Annotated in this window: 15 protein-coding genes; 2 read left to right on the plus strand and 13 right to left on the minus strand. The window is 40.4% G+C overall.

Annotated features, from left to right (window positions below; translation table 11 throughout):
* Positions 1–1,024, plus strand: a 1,024-nt coding sequence (locus WSC_RS22095) for a hypothetical protein (protein ID WP_169315464.1), incomplete at its 5' end; no start/stop codon positions are given.
* 72 nt (positions 1,025–1,096) lie between these two features.
* Here WSC_RS22095 and WSC_RS0107000 read toward each other — a convergent pair.
* Positions 1,097–2,539 (minus strand): sugar porter family MFS transporter, encoded by a 1,443-nt coding sequence (locus WSC_RS0107000; protein WP_016955204.1) that lies wholly within the window; start codon positions 2,537–2,539, stop codon positions 1,097–1,099.
* 130 nt (positions 2,540–2,669) lie between these two features.
* Between WSC_RS0107000 and WSC_RS0107005 the strand changes: the two genes are divergently transcribed.
* Positions 2,670–3,842 carry a XylR family transcriptional regulator gene (locus WSC_RS0107005; RefSeq protein WP_016955205.1) on the plus strand — a complete coding sequence of 391 codons (1,173 nt, stop codon included), beginning with the start codon at positions 2,670–2,672 and terminating at the stop codon, positions 3,840–3,842.
* A 12-nt stretch (positions 3,843–3,854) separates the two neighbouring features.
* On the opposite strand, the gene WSC_RS0107010 is transcribed toward WSC_RS0107005, so the two are convergent.
* The 12 genes from WSC_RS0107010 to WSC_RS25575 all read right to left on the minus strand — a co-directional run bounded on the left by WSC_RS0107010 (position 3,855) and on the right by WSC_RS25575 (position 18,497).
* Positions 3,855–4,859, minus strand: a complete 1,005-nt coding sequence (locus WSC_RS0107010; RefSeq protein ID WP_016955206.1) for a LacI family DNA-binding transcriptional regulator — start codon at positions 4,857–4,859, stop codon at positions 3,855–3,857.
* A gap of 362 nt (positions 4,860–5,221) precedes the next feature.
* Complete coding sequence (locus WSC_RS0107015; protein WP_016955207.1) at positions 5,222–8,029, minus strand: bifunctional aconitate hydratase 2/2-methylisocitrate dehydratase; 2,808 nt, start codon at positions 8,027–8,029, stop codon at positions 5,222–5,224.
* Between the two features lie 178 nt (positions 8,030–8,207).
* The gene (locus WSC_RS0107020; protein WP_016955208.1) at positions 8,208–8,615 is read right to left on the minus strand and encodes an HIT domain-containing protein; all 408 of its coding nucleotides are present in this window, start codon (positions 8,613–8,615) and stop codon (positions 8,208–8,210) included.
* 169 nt (positions 8,616–8,784) lie between these two features.
* Positions 8,785–10,083: a tetratricopeptide repeat protein gene (locus WSC_RS0107025; RefSeq protein ID WP_016955209.1), complete on the minus strand. Its 1,299-nt coding sequence runs from the start codon at positions 10,081–10,083 to the stop codon at positions 8,785–8,787.
* A 17-nt stretch (positions 10,084–10,100) separates the two neighbouring features.
* Positions 10,101–10,706 carry an energy transducer TonB gene (locus WSC_RS0107030; RefSeq protein ID WP_016955210.1) on the minus strand — a complete coding sequence of 202 codons (606 nt, stop codon included), beginning with the start codon at positions 10,704–10,706 and terminating at the stop codon, positions 10,101–10,103.
* A gap of 6 nt (positions 10,707–10,712) precedes the next feature.
* Positions 10,713–11,120, minus strand: a complete 408-nt coding sequence (locus tag WSC_RS0107035; protein ID WP_016955211.1) for an ExbD/TolR family protein — start codon at positions 11,118–11,120, stop codon at positions 10,713–10,715.
* Positions 11,121–11,287: 167 nt separating this feature from the next.
* Positions 11,288–11,815, minus strand: a complete 528-nt coding sequence (locus WSC_RS0107040) for a MotA/TolQ/ExbB proton channel family protein (protein WP_016955212.1) — start codon at positions 11,813–11,815, stop codon at positions 11,288–11,290.
* 1 nt (position 11,816) lies between these two features.
* Positions 11,817–13,190: a MotA/TolQ/ExbB proton channel family protein gene (locus WSC_RS0107045; protein ID WP_016955213.1), complete on the minus strand. Its 1,374-nt coding sequence runs from the start codon at positions 13,188–13,190 to the stop codon at positions 11,817–11,819.
* 11 nt (positions 13,191–13,201) lie between these two features.
* The gene (locus WSC_RS0107050) at positions 13,202–13,963 is read right to left on the minus strand and encodes a DUF3450 domain-containing protein (RefSeq protein WP_016955214.1); all 762 of its coding nucleotides are present in this window, start codon (positions 13,961–13,963) and stop codon (positions 13,202–13,204) included.
* Between the two features lie 188 nt (positions 13,964–14,151).
* On the minus strand, positions 14,152–16,830 hold the full coding sequence (locus WSC_RS0107055) for a TonB-dependent receptor plug domain-containing protein (protein WP_016955215.1): 2,679 nt from the start codon (positions 16,828–16,830) through the stop codon (positions 14,152–14,154).
* A gap of 68 nt (positions 16,831–16,898) precedes the next feature.
* Positions 16,899–18,170, minus strand: coding sequence for a hypothetical protein (locus tag WSC_RS22100; RefSeq protein WP_016955216.1), 1,272 nt, complete (start codon positions 18,168–18,170; stop codon positions 16,899–16,901).
* Between the two features lie 159 nt (positions 18,171–18,329).
* Entirely contained in the window at positions 18,330–18,497 is a 168-nt protein-coding gene (locus tag WSC_RS25575; RefSeq protein ID WP_016955217.1) for a hypothetical protein, read from the minus strand.
* Positions 18,498–18,518: the final 21 nt, after the last annotated feature.

The following is an 18,518-nucleotide window of genomic DNA, read 5'->3' on the forward strand; positions in this document are numbered from 1 at the left end:
CCAAACCATGCACTTAATCTGCAACAAGCATCTCAATTATCAGTTATTAGATGATGAACAATTGCCCAAAGTTGCCAAGTTATTAAAGTTACTAGAACAAGCTATTAGTGTTTGCCAACTTAAAATGCTACGTATTACCCCTTGGCCTATTTTTGTCGCCAGTGTTGAACAGTTTCAACAGCGTGAGATTTGGTTAGAACAACATAACTTTTTACAGTATCTAGCAGAATTAAGATCACAAGCATTTAGTCAGATGATTGCAGAAGACCAAATGGTCTTTTTTGGTAAACATAGCGCCAAACACGATCCAAGTGTTTATCAATTTGATGTCGAGCATTTTACCGGCTTCCGCAATGCAAAAACCTATCTAGCCACAGTAGCTCATAATGGTGAAAAAATTGAAGCTATGTTAGCGGCGATTCCGCTGGAAGGCGAAGTAACTTTTCAACATTACCAAAACTTCGTAAATCAATACGTTGCAATGTTTGAACAACAAGCTGAACCGGAAAAAGCACCACTATTTCCTGCAACTCGATTATTAGCCCTGCGCCGTCCTGACACATTTGTCAGCCTAAATTCAACCAAGGCTGATGTTTTATCTATCGCGTTTGCCATCAATAAATTATCTAACCAAGACTTTTTAGCCTACTGGCATGATGTAGTGACAAGTTATCAACAAATGCCATGGTGGAAATTAGCGACAAATAGCAGCGACAGTGAGCAGTTTATTTTTGCACACAGAGCGATTTTGTTAGATTTATTCTGGTTTAGTGAAGAAAACGCCCATCAGCAAACTAATTATTATAAAGCTTTGAATAAAGCGACACCCGCTAGTAGCAAAAGCACTATAGTTAGACGAAATGGTAAAAGTTTAGAGTCGGTCACAGCTATGGTAGATCGTGTACTTGCAGACGAAGAGATCCCAGCTTTTGTAAAAGCCAACCGCGATGCCATAATTAAACAAGTGATGGGCGGCAAAAAAATAGAAGAAGTTATCAGCTTAATGCGCTCAATATTTGGGTAACAGATTGGGTCAAGCGCTAAGTTGTTAACTTAGCGCTTTAATGATTAAATTTTCAAACTGTGGCTAAATCAATTAACCAGCCATTTCCTCTAGTTCTTTGCCTTTAGTTTCCATCACACACTTAAATACAAAATAAGCTGAAATAGCCGCACAGACAGCGTAAAAACCATACGCATATGCAAGACCGACGCTACCCAATAAGATAGGGAAAGTCATAGTGATGGCAAAATTTGCAACCCACTGGAAGAAACCAGCAATCGCCAAACCTAAACCACGAATTTGATTCGGGAACATCTCGCCTAGCATAACCCACATAATCGGCCCCCATGACATATTAAAAAATATCACATACAGATTAGCCGATACCAAGGCCAGCATGCCCATATCCGAGGTTAAACTTAGGCTACCTTCGACATCTAAAGTGGCGGTTGAAAACGCATATGCTGCAATACTTAAAGTGATCGCCATACCAATTGAACCAATCCACAATAATGGTTTACGGCCTAATTTATCGACCAATACAATGGCTAAAATACAGGCACCAATACTTAAGCTACCAGATAATACATTGATAAATAAAGCATCTGACTCTGAAAAACCAACCGACTGCCACAATATCGCGCCGTAATAAAATACCACGTTAATCCCAACAAATTGTTGGAATACAGCCAAACCAATACCAATCCAGATAATAGGACGAATCTTTCCTGTCACTTTGTCTTTGATATCCGACCACTTTGGCTGATGTTTAGCTTGTGTTTGATCTGCTAATGAAGCTTCAATTTCGGCAAATTTACGATGACCTTCCGCATCACCGTACAATTTAATTAATACCGACCTAGCTTGTTGTGAGCGGCTTTTGGCAACTAAAAACCTTGGACTTTCTGGAATTAAAAACAATGCAAATAAGAAAATGCTTGCTGGAATCAGCTCAACCCAAAACATCCAACGCCAAGTTTCATAACCTGCCCATAAAGGATTTAATGCCGAACCGGATAGATTGGCTAACAGATAATTGCTTAAAAACGCACCTGTTAAACCCGAAATAATCGCCACTTGTTGAATTGTGGTTAAGCGACCACGATATCGAGCTAACGCAACTTCACTGATATACGCCGGCGTCATAACACTCGCAGCACCGACAGCAATACCACCGATAACTCGATAAATAACAAACTCAAACGAGCCAGTCGCAACACCAGATCCCCAAGCAGATACAATAAACATCACAGCAGACAAAATTAACATGGCTTTACGCCCATATAAGTCAGCTAGACGTCCAGCAAGTGCAGCACCAACAGCGCATCCCAACAACATAGACGCGACATTAAAGCCTGTGCCCGCAGAGTCAGAGTTAAATGCAACTTGCAAACCTTCAACCGTGCCGTTAATTACGCCACTGTCGTAACCAAATAAAAATCCACCTATGGTTGCAATACAGCTAACCATAATAATAAACCAAGTATTTTCGCCACCAGTTTCTTGTTGATACTGATTGCTGACAATAGATTCCACCCAAACCTCCACAGTTACGCCAAGTTAACATCTTATGTACTTTTGTTGTTTCATATTAACAAAACTTGTGTTAGCTTAAATTTATAAAATTTCTTATATAACGTATGAAAATTAATTAAAAATTTCATTTATGAAGAAACTGCAAAAAGTCGCTGTGCTGTTTAACGCCAATAAAGGTTACGACAGAAAAATAATCAAAGGCATCTCACGTTATTCGAGAGAAGTCGCCAATTGGCATATTTGTGTTGAAGAAGACTTAGTCACCCGCCTAGACAATTTAGCCAATTGGCAAGGTGAGGGCATAATAGCTGACTTTGATGATCCTAAAATTGTCGATTTTGTCCGCGCCAACAACATCCCTTGTGTTGCTGTAGGCAGTTCATACCGACAAACCAGCGAATATCCACAAAACATCCATTATGTGGCAACCAATAATGATGAAATTGCTCGACTTGGTTGTGAGCACTTAAGCCGACTTGGATTAAAAAATTTGGCCTTTTACACCGGCTTTGTCGACATAAAAAGCCGATGGGCGAAAGAGCGTGAATTGGCCTTTATCGAACATGCAAAAAAGTCTGGTTACCAAGATGAAAACTTGTATGTTTTAAGACCGCAGAATGTATCAGTCGACAGAGTTGAAAATATTAATCAATTAGCCGATTGGATAGCCAGTTTGCCTAAACCCATTGGCATAATGGCACCAACAGATATGCGAGCATGGCAAGTTTTTGAAGCCTGCCAACAAATAGACGTCAGCATACCTGAAGATGTTGCTGTGCTCGGGGTAGATGGCGACGATTTAATTCTGGATTTAACTGGCAATCAACTCAGTACTGTCACCCAAGGCAGTGAACATATGGGTTATTTAGCCTCATCTATCTTGAATCAAATTATGGCGAGCGTGCCACCACAACAAACAATCCACTTAGTTGACCCAATAGGTTTACAAGTTTGCCATTCAACCAATGTTGAAGTTATTGCCGACGAATTTGTCCGCAAAGCACTCGCTTTTGTCAAAGCCAATGCAGATAAAGGCATTAAAGTTGTGCATGTGCTCAACCATTTAGCGATTTCTCGAGCCAATTTAGATAAACGATTTAAAACCGCACTAAATGCAACTGTGCACGAAGTGATTTTTGATGAACAGTTAAATTTAGTTTCGGATTATTTACTCAATAGCAAAATGACTTTGCAACAAATCGCCGACTCTGTCGGCTACAAGTCACCACAATATATGATGATGGTGTTTAAAGGACGTTATGGGGTAACACCCAGCGAGTTTAGAAAAAACCATGGCGCTTAAGCCAAATCACCACTACAACAAAGATTTAACCGATTCACGCTCAACAACATGCGCTTCAACTCTAGATGGCTGAGTATTGATATCTTTAACGTGATAAACGTCTTTTAAAATTCGTCTGGCGGCTTCTGCTGCCATCTGTCGTATGGGAAAATGCACTGTGGTCAATTTAGGTTTGATCAGGCTGCTGTAGGGTAAATCGTCAAAACCAATAACAGATATGTCTTGAGGAACTTTTAAACCAGCATCTTCGATTGCAGAAATAGCACCGTATGCAGTTTGATCATTACCGCAGACAATAGCGCTAAAAGATTCACCAGATTCCAATAATTTTTTCGCCGCGGCATAACCACCGTCTTCACGGAAGTTGCCTTCAACCACTAAATTTAACTTCAGGCCAATATTGCTTTTGCCTAACGCTTGTTGATATCCCCAAAAACGTTCCCTAGCATCGTGTTTCCATTGTGGACCAGCAATATGAGCAATACTGTTATGGCCTTTTTTAATCAAATAATCAGTCGCTAAATAAGCCCCTTGCTCATTGTCTATATATAAACATTGCTGTTCCATTTGCTCAATATTGCGATTAATTAAGATAACATGCGTGCCTTGATTAGCTTGTTCAATTAAATATTCATCCGGTAAAGTTTCGGCATGTAATATCAAAGCATCACAACGGCAACTCAGTAAAAATTCAACCGCCTCTTCTTCAAGCTTTTTGTCGCCATGGCTAGCCGATATCAAAATGCGCTTTTTCGCGTCACGCAATACTTCTTCAGCCCCAGCCATCAAAGCCCCATAGAAAGGCCCATCAAACTCAGAAATAAGCAAACCAACACTATTGGAGCGATTAGACGCCAACGACTGAGCATGTGCGTTTGGTCGATAACCAAGTTCTTTCATCGCGGTTAGGACTTTCTGTCGAGTTTCTTCTACGACTTTCGCCGTACCATTCATCACTCGAGAGACAGTTGCTTGTGAAACACCTGCGCGCTCTGATACTTCTTTTATTGTAGACATTACATGCTCTTAGGCTGTTTTTGTTGAATGTTGCGATATTAGCGTTTTTGCCTTGCCTGCACAAGCAATCGCCTGTGCGTTAGGCCAATCCGCTGCAGGAGTATGAATATAACAAGTGACGTTTTTTACCAAATATTCGTCATTATACTCAAATGACTATTCTGCATTCGCGAGCAATAAAACCTAAACTTCTGATTTGTTTAATAAAACATAAATTGGTATAAAGCTTGTTATACTTGATTAAAAATTATCCTAATTTCACCAAGGAGACAAACATGGGTGTATTCGATATGTACAAACTAAAAATCCCCGTTAATCTCGGATCAACGGGGATTTTATTTTAACTAAATTAGCGTTTAACTTTAGTCAACACGCTGTGCTGGGATAGCTGCACCAAACTTAGTCGTCATAGCTTGCTCTGGCGGTGTAAACTTAGTTAAGTCGATACCATTTACAGCGGCTTTATACTCTTCAGTCGTTGGGAATCGACCCAATACAGTAGAAAGTACCACTAAAGGTGTTGAACCTAATAAAGACTCACCTTTTTTCTCAGCCGAGTCAGCTACAACACGGCCTTGGAACAAACGTGTTGAAGTTGCAATAACTGTGTCACCTGGTTCAGCTTTTTCTTGGTTACCCATACATAAGTTACAACCAGGACGCTCTAGATATAAAATGTTTTCGTACTTGGTACGTGCAGCATCTTTAGGGTGCGCATCGTCAAATACAAAACCAGAATATTTCTCTAATACAGCCCAGTCACCTTCAGCCTTTAACTCATCAACAATGTTGTAAGTTGGTGGCGCAACAACTAATGGCGCTTTAAATTCAACAGTGCCATTTTGTTTTTCTAGGTTACGTAACATTTGCGCGATAATTTGCATGTCGCCTTTGTGGACCATACAAGACCCAACAAAACCTAGATCAACCGGCTTATCTTTATAATAAGAAACCGGACGGATAACGTCATGGGTATAACGCTTAGAAACATCTTCGTTGTTTACATCAGGGTCTGCAATCATAGGCTCGTCAATTGCATCTAAATCAACAACAACTTCAGCATAGTATTTAGCAGAGTCATCAGGTGCTAATGCTGGCTCTTTGCCAGATTTAATCCCTGCAATACGCTCGTCCGCAAGCTTAATTAAGCCAGCTAACATGCCAGCTTCATTATCCATACCCTTTTCAATCATGATTTGGATACGGCTCTTAGCAAGCTCGATAGACTGAATCAAAGTTTCATCGTTAGAAATACAGATAGAAGCTTTTGCCTTCATTTCTGCTGTCCAGTCGGTGAATGTGAATGCTTGGTCTGCTAACAAGGTTCCTATGTGAACTTCGATAATTCGACCTTGGAACACGTTCTCGCCGCCAAATTGCTTAAGCATTTGTGCTTGAGTCGCGTGTACAACATCACGGAAGTCCATATGGCCAGCCATCTTGCCTTTAAAAGTAACTTTTACAGACTGAGGAATTGGCATTGCCGCTTCGCCTGTTGCAAGTGCTAATGCTACCGTACCAGAGTCAGCACCAAATGCGACACCTTTAGACATACGTGTATGTGAGTCACCACCAATGATAATTGCACGGTCGTCCACAGTAATATCGTTTAATACTTTGTGGATTACGTCAGTCATTGAATGGTAAACACCTTTCGGGTCACGTGCAGTGATCAAACCGAATTTGTTCATGAATGCCATTAGTTTAGGAATATTCGCTTGCGCTTTTGCATCCCAAACTGATGCTGTGTGACAACCAGACTGGTATGCACCATCAACACTTGGAGAAATAGTTGAAGCAGCCATAGCTTCCAACTCTTGGCATGTCATAGGGCCAGTTGTATCTTGCGAACCAACAATATTTACTTTAACACGAACGTTAGAACCTGCATGTAAAGGCGCTTCAGAAGCCACACCTACAGCATTGCGGTTAAAGATTTTCTCAACAGCTGTTAAACCTTGGCCTTCGTGTGAAATTTCTTTTGAAGGCGCGTAAACAACAGGTGCTTCAACACCTAAAGTTTCAGCAGCGAACGTTTGTAGTTTTTTACCGAATACAACTGCGTATGAACCACCCGCTTTCATAAATTCAACTTTTTGCGGAGTGAAAGCAGAAGAAACGTCTACTAATTCTTTGTCGCCGTTGTATAACTTTTTAGCTTTAGTATCAATTGTTAAAACTGTACCTGTAGCAACAGAGTATGCTTCTTCTAATACAGGGTCGCCGTTCTCGTCAGTAACAAGATTACCAGCTTCGTCGGTTTTCTTAACCCAGTTTTTAAGGTCAAGACCAATACCACCAGTTACATCAACAGTCGTAAGGAAGATAGGTGCGATACCATTAGTACCAGCAACTACAGGTGCGATATTGATGAATGGAACGTATGGAGAAGCTTGTTTACCCGCCCATAAAGCTACGTTATTCACACCAGACATACGTGAAGAACCTACACCCATAGTACCTTTTTCAGCAATTAACATTACTTTGGCGTTAGGATGTTTTTTCTGTAATGCAACAATTTCTTGTTGTGCTTCTGGGGTGATCATACATTGACCGTGTAACTCGCGGTCAGCACGTGAATGCGCTTGGTTACCTGGCGATAATAAGTCAGTTGAAATATCACCTTCACCAGCGATATAAGTAACAACTTCAATTTTTTCGTCAATTTCAGGTAATTTAGTAAAGAACTCAGCTTGTGCGTAGCTTTCTAAAATTTCTTTAGCGATTGCATTACCAGCTTTAAATGCTGCTTCTAAACGAGCAGTATCAGCTTCGTATAAGAATACTTGTGTTTTTAATACTTCAGCAGCAGGTGCAGCAACAGCTGCGTCGTCACCTAAAGCAAGATCAAGTAATACTTCAATTGAAGGACCACCTTTCATGTGCGAAAGCAATTCAAACGCAAACTCAGAATTAATTTCAGCAACTGATTCTTGACCTAAGATAATTTCTTTTAGGAATTCAGCCTTAACGCCTGCCGCAGGTGTGGTACCTGGCAAGGTATTGTAAATAAAGAATTTTAAAGAGTCTTCACGGAATTCATTGCCTGTATCTTTGATTTGAGCAATGATTTCAGACAGCAACTCCGCGCTGTCAATCGGTTTAGGATTTAAACCGAGTTCCGTTTTGCGGCTCTCGATTTCAGCCATATATTCTTGATATAGGCTCATTTAACACCTCCGGGCAATTCCACTAAATATTATAAAATTCATTTTTGTTATGTTTAAGAAAGGCAAAGTGCCTATTCTACTCATACAATATGCCAGCAAGTATAAGTGATGCTTGATAAAATAACAGGTGGGCTGGCGTTAACTGCACAAATACCCAACATAAGTTGCGATTATGATTTTAGATACAAATTGCATGTCTGAGCATCTGCACACGCTGCAATAACTCACCTTCGTGGTATCGCTCTTGGGCTAAATTCCCCCAAACTGGCGCTGGCCAAACTGGGTCATTTTTATAACGCCCAATAATATGAATATGCAATTGTCTAACCATATTACCAATCGCCGCCGTGTTGATTTTATCCGGCGAAAACAGCTTTTGCTGAATATTGGTAACCATAGTAATTTCGTTTAATAAAACTTGCTGCTCAGTCGCGGTCAAATCAGTTATCTCTGCAGCATTATCTCTGCGAGGAACTAAAATTAACCAAGGAACAAGGCGATTGTTCATCAGTAATAGGCGGCTTAACTCCAAATCCGCAACTTCTATACAGTCCGCTTCAAGCCTGGCGTCTAAAATAAAGCTCATAAATACTCCACCATGGGATCAGCTAATGTAGAAATAGCTTAGAAGAATATCCACAAAGTTGCGAGTTAATTTTTTACCAGATTCAGGATAGGGTTTTGCAAAACAAAAAAGCTCCAATAGCTATGACAAACTATTGGAGCTGATTTAATTTCAAACGATGCGAAAGTTATTAAGCTGAAATACTCGCTAATGCTTCAGCATTTTGTTTCTCTTTAGAAACGTATTTCTTCCACTGATTCGCCATCACTTTACTTGAGTTATGTTCGCTGGCTAACTCTAGTGCTTTTAGCGATTTGTCATATTGCTTTAAGTTAAAGTAAGCCATGCCCAATACCAGTTGAGCTTTGCCAATATCGTCTAACTCACCTTTTTCTAAAGCTTTCTGGGTAGACTCAATAGCTAATTGCCACTTCTCCATATTTAGATAAGTTTGGCCCAACTGCGCATCTAAATTGCCATCAGCCGATAATTCAGCGGCTTTTGCCAACACAGGCACAGCTTTTTCATCTTCTTTCGCTAGGGTATAAGCTTGTGCTAAAAACTTAAGGTTTTTCACATCTTGCTCAACAATGCCTTCATCCATAGCTTTATCTAACAAGATAGCACCTTTAACAGGCACTTGATGGTAAACATACAATTGCGCAAGCGTAAGCACATCAGCGCGTTTATCAACAAAACCTTGTTGATACGCTACTTCCATCATAGCAAGCTGCTTTTTCTCTAAACCTAACTCACCGTACATGCCCGCAAGTTGCAACCAATATTCTGGTTTATTGAATAAACGCACTAAAGTTTCAGTTACATCCGCAACATGCTCAGGTTTTTTAAGCGAATAATAAATTGCGCGTTGCAATACAAACCAATTTTCTTTTGGTGTTTCGCCCGAATCGGCAACCAATTTAATTGCTTTTTCTAATGGCTTAAGTGCATTGTCGTATTGCTTAAGTTGGTAATACGCTTGCGCCATTAACACTTGAGCATTTGGGTTTTCAGCGTCACCACCTGCTGCCAACCAAGCGTTTAGTTTATCAATAGTGCCTTGATAATCTTCTTGTGCCATTTGCAATTGCGCCAAACTGTACAAAGTACTTTGACGTAAACTTTCTGGAATAGCTTCTTCGGCGACCACAGCTTCAAAGTTTTCAATCGCTTTTGCCATATCTTCCATGTTGTAATAAACAAAAGCATAGAAGTTATGCATCATAGCGATTTCGTAACTATTCATTGAATTACGTTTACGATTTACATTGTCTAACGCTTCAATTGCTTCTTGTGGTTTGCCTTCATCGGCAATCGCCTGTGCACGAGCAAGTTGCTCATACACTTTAGAGCGCATAGCTGGTACTTTTACCGTTTTACTGCTCGCACTTGTTTCAGCATGAGCTGACACAACAACAGTGTTAGATACAGCAGCACCTAACGAAGCGACAATCGACATGATCACGAGTTTTTTGGATAATTTTTTCATCGTTTATACACTCCTAACTAGTCAATTTTGAAGGTAATACGGTTTTGTACACCGGCCACTTCCATTGGCTCACCATTTACCACTCTTGGCTTATATTTAAACTTCATTGCAGCATTAATCGCAGCTTGGTCAAATATATTGGCAGGCTCGGCTTCAACCACTACAGGGTTAACAACTGTGCCCAATTTGCTCACGGTAAACTCAACAATCACGTAACCTTCAATGCCACGTTGTTGCGCACGGCGCGGATAAATGGGTTGTACTTTAACTATAGGTAAATACTCACCGTCGCCAGACTCAAGAGACAAACCGTTTTGAATACCTACATCCGCTTCGATATCCGCAGCAAAGTCAGTGGTCACTGCGTTTGCATTTGGATCTGGCGCATCCATAGGTGGCGCTTCCATCGGCGGTGGTGGCTCTTGTGGTTTAGGTGGCTTTTGTGGTTTTCGGTCTTTTTGCTCTGGTGCCGACTCTTTTTTCACTCGGACAAAGTCTAATACACTGCCGCGAGGAGGATCCGTTAGTGCCCCCTCTCCGCTTTGTATTAACGACTGCATGCCGTAAAAAATTACGAAAGTCGTCGCAACAGATAAAAGAATTGCAATTAAATATCTGCTCATAATTTATCAGTCGTTTGCTGCAATTGACACGTCAAACGCACCCGCTGCACGCGAGGCATCCATTACTTTAATTAGCGTATCTACGTCGGCTTTTTTATCCGCTTGAATCACCACAGAACCTTGTGGGTTTTCAGCTTTTAAACGCTCAACGTTTGCTTGTACCGCACGAATGTCGATACGACGCTTATCAATCCAAATTTCGCCAGTGTCGCTAATGGCAATTAAGATATTAGCGCGCTCTTTTTTAACTGCAGTTGGTGCATCAGGGCGATTAACGTCTATACCTGACTCTTTGACAAAAGATGCAGTTACGATGAAGAAGATCAACATGATAAATACAACGTCTAGCATAGGCGTCATATCTATGGTTGTTTCTTCTTCTTCCATAATTTTGTTTAAAGGACTTGCTCGCATAATTTTTACCTTACTAATTTTTGCATATAGGCACGTTCCTACTTAGCAGCATTCAATTCTAAACACGCATAAATCTGTCCCTAGAGCTCTGCTGCGCCATCCATGAGCGCAGAAGGTTTAGAATTGAAGCGTGCAAAGTAGTCGCTTAATTCATCTGCAATAATTATTTAATGATCCATTGTTAAATGATCTTCAAGTAGCTCAGATTCGCGTTTCGCTACTCGCTTTAACCAAGTTGAGGCAAAAACCCCAGACAAGGCGCCAACCATTCCCGCCATAGTTGGGATAGTTGCTTTTGATACACCTGATGCCATTGAGCGCGCGTTACCAGAGCCAGATATAGCCATAACGTCAAACACTTCAATCATGCCTGTCACCGTACCCATCAAACCAAGTAGTGGACACAGTGCAACAAGTGCATTTAACAAAGGTAAATTTTCATTCAGTTTATTGCTTGCACGCGAGATAACAGCTTCACGAATTTGCTGAGCATTCCATGATTTACGCTCTGTTCGCGCTTCCCATTGCGCTACCATTTCTCGCTCGTACTTTTTGTAGCTAAAGCGTACAAAAGCAACACGTTCAAATATTAAGATCCACATCACGAATATTAGAGCGGCTATCCAGGTGAGTACTTGCCCACCTGTTTCCATAAAACTCTGAATCGCTTCGGACATTTCGAATAAAGCGTACACCTTATTCTCCTTGTTCTGCTCTTTCCGCGATAATACCTGCGCTTTGCTCTTGTAAGATTGAAATCAATCCACGGCTGCGCGAGTTAAGAACTGTGTATAACAACAAGGTGGGAATTGCGACAACCAAACCTAATACAGTTGTAACCAATGCTTGCGAAATACCACCCGCCATTAATTTAGGATCACCCGTACCGAATAAAGTAATAGCTTGGAAAGTATTAATCATACCTGTCACAGTACCTAGTAGACCTAACAAAGGTGCAACAACAGAGATGATTTTGATAAAGGTTAAGTTACGCGCTAATTTTGGTACTTCACGCAAAATTGCTTCACTTAATTTAAGCTCAAGTGTTTCGCTGTCTGCTTGTGGGTTGTCGTTTTTAACCTGCATAACACGGCCAAGCGGATTGTTGGCTTGTGGTGTAGGCTGTTTTAATTGACGCTTAATTTTGCCACCCACTATGGTTAAGCTGATAAAACGCTCTAATGCCAATAATAAGCCGATTAAACCAACACCTAAAATTACATAACCAACAGTACCACCTTGCTCAACACGCTCTTGTAAGTTAGGCGCTTGAACCAATAAACCTAAGATAGAACCACCAGTTGGGTCGACAGCAAATTCAACTAACTCACCTTTTTTATCTTGCACTGCTGAAGCAGTTGCTAAGTAGCGGTCAGTTGGTTGACGAGATAATTCAGCTAATGAACCAGTTTGTTGTACGTATTCAACAAACTTACCATTAGACACTAAGTTAAATGCACCTACACGCACAACTTCTTGTTCAGTTTTAGTACCTGTTTCAGCACTTACTACAGGTGCATTGAAACGAACAATTTTGCCTGATTCAGTCATTTCGCGCTGTAATTCAAACCATACGCGCTCAATTTCTTCAACTGAGGCTAATTTTGAGCTTTTACCCATTTTTTGTGCTAATTCATCTAAGAACACGTCACGGCCAGGGTATTGTGCTGAAATAATTGAGTTTTGGAACTTACCTTTCATATCGCCAGATACTTGCTGTAATACACCAAATAACTCTTTTAACGAACCCATACGGTTGCTTAAAGTGTTGGTGATATCGGCTAAATGAATTTCGTTTTGTTCGAAAGTTGTTTCTAGCTCTTCACTGCGTTTAACCAATTGGTTGCGGCGCGCTTGAGCGTCATTTAACATTTGAACTTGTTGTTCTTTTTTCGCTAAAAACTCAGATTCACGTTGTTTGTTTTGTTGGTTTTGAAACAATTGACCCTGTTCCAATTTAGTTAACAACTCGTCTAAGTTAACTGCAGTTTCAGCTTCAGCCATAACAGGTGCTGATAAAGTTGCAGAAAGTGCTGCTGTTGCCAGAATATGTTTAACAAACTTTTTCATTTTAAAACCTCTTATTCAGCAGCTGAAACTGGTAAAACTAATAAATCAGGTGCTAATTGCTTACGCGCTATACGTAAACCTTTAGTAATTGACGTGCGGTATTCAGGTGATAAAGCAACAAAACCTTGTTGATTTTTGTCCCATGCACCACTGAATTTGCCATCGCGCGTTTGGTAAATTAAAGCAACGCGGCCAACACGTAAAAAGTCAACGTCACGTACTTCACCTTCAACTTCTAAAGTTGAGGTATAAGCTTCAATTGTTTTACCGTAATCAACTTCTACTTGGTAAGCTTCTAATACACGACGGAATTTTTCAGAAGGTGTGATATCAGCTCTGTCCATCATGCTTTTTAAATCAGCTATGCGTTGGGTGCGTTCTTCAGGTAAAAACGGTACGTCTAAACCAACAAACTGCTCTAAACCGTCGATCATGCGAATCATTAATGGGGTAACTTGACGTTCAACAACTGACACCTTGTCAATTGACTCATTAATGTCAGCCATTTCAGCTTCTTGGTTAGCAACTTGTTTTTCTAATTGACGGTTGTAAACCAACAAACCTTCAATTTCTTTATTAATTGCTTTGAACTGTTGCAAACGAACTTGAATGTCGTCGCTAATTTTGTCGATTTTTTGCTGCGACTTTTCAGCTGATTGATTAATTTTTTGTCCAGCTTTGATTGCTGGCTCTAAACTGTTTGCTTGTGCAAACGAAGCCATTGCAACACATGAAGCAATAACAGTCGTTTTAAACATTTGCGAAAGGCTCATAGTTAAGCTTCCTAAAATTACCGTTTGAAATTAGGAGCAACTATATGTCGGTTAGATGACAGTGAGATTAATGCAAAGTGACAGTAATGTGACAAAGCAACAAGGAGAGGCTAGAAATTAGAGACTTGTATGAAAGAAATATTAAAGGGATGAAATATTTCATCCCTTTATAGTGCGAGGTAGCTAGATTAGAACTCGTAGCTGTAGCTAAGGCTAGCGCCTAAACCAATCTCTTTCGAACGAACTGTTACACCAGACTGAGTAACTTCTTGATCTTCATTAAGTAAATTTTTCATTTTAAACTTAACTTTGGAGTTGAAGTCTGGGTAATAGGTGTAAACGAAGTCTAAAGAATGGAAAGGTTGCTCCATTGCATCTTCACGACCCAACACACCAGCAGCTAAGATACGCTCACCAAACACGTTATAAACTAATGAGCTACTATGTTCACCATCAGATGAGTCGTAGTTCAATTGCAAGTTCACAACATATTCAGAGTGACCTGTCATACGTTTAGTCGGGTTGGTCAAACTACCCGCTTGAGCTGGATCTATAACAGCCTCAGAATCTGATAATGTAATATTACCTGAAGTAAAAATACCGTCAGCTAAATAAGTTAGGTCATGCATCCATTCAATTTCAACCCCCATAACTTCTGCCGATTCGCCATTCACGAAAGTCGCTGAATATTCTTCGTCACCTATTTGCAAAACAGTCTCAATTGGTGCGTCTATATCCTTATAAAAAGCAGCAACAGAGAAGCTGTCACCTAGACTTCCATAATATTCATAACGTAAGTCATAATTTTTAATCGGACTGCTTTTTAATCCAGAGCGACCAAAAGTCCTAATGTCAGTCAAAGGGTCTGTATAAGAAACTGGCACAACTTCGCGCAAATCAGGGCGAACAACTGTTTCACCATAACCGAAACGTATTTGATAGCTCTCACCGCCAATATAGGTAAGAGAGAGAGCCGAGTACGTTTCATCTTCGTTTATCGTTCCAGCTTGAATTTTCTCAGGGTCATAATAAATATCTAAATCATCACCATCAAAAATTAAGCTTGAAGTACCTATGGAAACTTGCTGAAATTCCTCATATCGTAGTCCACCGCTTACGCGCCATTGTCCTTGATATATTACATCGAACATACCATAACCCGCCGCAACCTTCTGAGCAGCTAGATAATCATCAGCACGAGGAGACGTTGGCTCATTGAATTGAATAGTGGCGCTCGAGTTGTCGATAAATGAATCGGTTAAATAGCCAGAATTATTTAACGGATTACCGCCATTGTCGACGTTTACGGCTGCACCTGACAAGTTAACCGCAAAACTAGAAGTTGAGTAGATACGGGCTCTATCAACAAAATCATAACCTGCTTTAAATTCCATTTCGAAATCGGACAAATATACAGGTAAATTTAGGTTGCCACTGTATGAGTCCACATGGTCTTCCATGTTAGTGTAACTGTATACAGCACGATTATCGTCACCAGAGACGACTGAATTTACATACTCACCATTAGAGTTGAATTTATCGCCAAATTTATAAGTCACATCAACTGGAATATCGGTTTCAGCTTTAGATCTAGTATATTGCCAGTCAAAACCTAAACCGCCAAAATCAAGAAAAGTATGCTTCCCTTGAAATTGAGAAACACTTAAAGTGCGCTCTTCGTAAAGAAATTCATGGCTTCTGTTTGCAGAACCGTCTCTTATTATTGCAAAACTAGAGCTTGCCGCAGGAGCTTGTAAAATAGAAACATCAACTTCGTCTTCATTATCTTCGAGATAAATATTTGACCAAGATACTTGATGACCTTCTCTTTTATAACCGACGTTGAATACAGCATTGAGCCTTTCGTTTTCAGTTGACGTCACAGAGTCTTTTACGACTTCATAACAGGAAGTGTCAACTTGCTCGACTGTATCCAATGAAGTAGCACAGTTCTCAGACAAATCATTAGTGATAATAGCATTACGCTTTTCACTCGCATCTCTAATGCTGTCATAGGCTACGGACGCTAGAAATCCAAGCTGACCATCTAGTACTTCAAAGCTATCACCAATATGAGCTTTTATGTTGTAATTTGGATCAAGAGACTCTTCTTCGATCTCCAAATCACGCGGTAAAGTTCTTAATAGCTGCTTATTCAACAATAAAGCTTGTTGACCGGCGGTTTGTGTATCGGTTGGCTTTAGTGCTTTCTCTTCAATAATGGAAGATAAACTAAAATCTCCCCTATAAACTGCAATAGCGTCATATAGACTAGCGTTCAACCCTGAATCATTTCGTTCATACGAAAACCCATCGGATGCACTTGAATCGATACCCGCACCAATTTCGAAACCAGCAATAAACTCAGTTGGAACCGACTTAGTACGAATGTCTATCGAACCACCACCGAAAGCAGCAGGCATAGACGGTGAGTAAGCTTTTTGCACAGACAAGCTTTCAATAATACTTGATGGGAAAATATCCAGTGGAACTACATTGCGCGTCAAATCTGGGCTTGGAATGCTCGCGCCATTCAATCTAGCGCTTGAATACCTTTCACCTAAACCTCGAACATAAATAAACTTACCGTCGACCAAGGTTAATCCAGTAACTCGACGTAATGCTGAAGCAGCATCACTATCACCAGTCCTAGATAATTGTTCAGCACCTAATATATCTGCAACAAATGCTTGACTTTTTCGCTCTTCAATAACGGCAGCAGCAGAACCCTGTAAACGACTAGCTGTCGCTACAACTTCTTCAATTAAAGCATCGTTATTTTCTTCAGCAAAAGCACATTGGCTAGAAACCAACAAGCCAAGAGTTACAGAGCAGGCAATTTTATTAAATCTGTATTGATTCATCATTTGAATACCTTTGCTCTTGCAAAAAAATAGGCGCTACTTGGCGCCTATTTTCATATGTCATAACCTAATTAGTCAGCTTTTGCAGCAGTGTATGCAGCTTCTACCCATTTGTACCAATTTGAACTAGTGTCAGTATCAGCTAATGCACCTGTCGTATTTGCATTTTTTGCAGTAGAAGAAGTATTAGTAGCAAAACCATTTGCAGCTAAAACATCAGATGTAGAACCAATACGAGTGTTTCCACCGTTATCAAACCAAGCTGTTTTAGCGGTACCAACTAATGTACCTCCGGCACTAGCACCAAACTGAGCCTCCGCAAATTCTGCGTCTGTATCACAAGCTAACGTTGAATTTACAAACGTGATCACGTGAGCTTGTTTTTCACCATCAGTAGAATGAGTTATACATGAAGAAGCAACTGCGGCGTTATAATTTTGCTTAACAACCAGCACGTTATCAAAACTAGCATTAAAGTAGTCATCGAATTTAAATCCCATAGACGATGAAGCATCTACTGGACCGTCACGAACAGACTCTTCGTCGGTAGTAATAATAGTTACATGCTTGATTGAAGGAACAAATCCACCACGAGTATCCGCATCTGAACTACCTTTAAGACCATCGGCTTCGAATCCACCATTACCCATGTGTGCAACTGTACCGTCAGCCAAAGTAACACTGCCGTGCATTACAAATAAGTGATGCGCATCACCTTGCCAACCTGCATCTAAATCAAATGAATCATCCTGAGTATCTGTAACCGCAATGTATGCTAAGTCAGCCGCACCACCGAAAATTTCAACACCATCATCATAGCCTTGATGGATATGGATGTATTCAAAACTTGATCCTGAACCAACAGCGTTAAGAGTTAACGAGTTTAAGTCATCACCGCCGCCACCTTCACGCGGACCAGAACCTGCGTACCAAATTTTAGCGTATTTAATTGAACCACTAGAATCTGTGTTGTCACTACCACCAAAGAAAGAAGGAATACCTTCTGAAGGAACATTACAAGTATTGGCTAAACGTTGTGCGGCAGTACACTGATCAGTAATCCCATTACCATTAATAATAATACCACCCCAGTCTGCAAATTTAGCCCCGTCACCTACGTCGTCAAAACGGTCAAACGCAAAAGCAGAAGTGAATGTGATTGGCTTATCGATAGTACCTACAGCTTGAATTTTTGCACCACGAGCGATGCGGATAATCGCTTCCCCAGATTTAAATGCTAAAGTTGCTCCTGGCTTAACAGTCATAGTTGGACCATTTGATGGCACTGTAAAGCCAGTTGAAGTGTCTCCATCTTCACCTATTTGTAAAGCTTCTTCAAACACATGCACACCACCATTTGGTAATTCTTCGAATGTGATGTTCGAGGTGATCGAAATAGTCGCACTTGCAAATGAATCATTATATAAACAATCACTACCACTAACTACGCCTTCAACTTCACCAGCATTTGTTGAGTAGCTAGCACAAACAACTTCAGCATCTTACTCTGGTGCATTATTGTTTGTAGTGTTGTTTGAGTTGTCACCTACGCTGTTGTCAGTTGTGCTGTTATCAACAGTAGTAGGAGTGATGTTAATATCGCCGCCACAACCAACTAAAGTTAATGACGCAGCAATCGCCGTTAAAGAAAAAATGTGCTTAAGTTTCATGGATATCTCCGATTAATTATT

This window comes from Catenovulum agarivorans YM01 (assembly GCF_000281085.1).
Taxonomy (GTDB): domain Bacteria; phylum Pseudomonadota; class Gammaproteobacteria; order Enterobacterales; family Alteromonadaceae; genus Catenovulum; species Catenovulum agarivorans.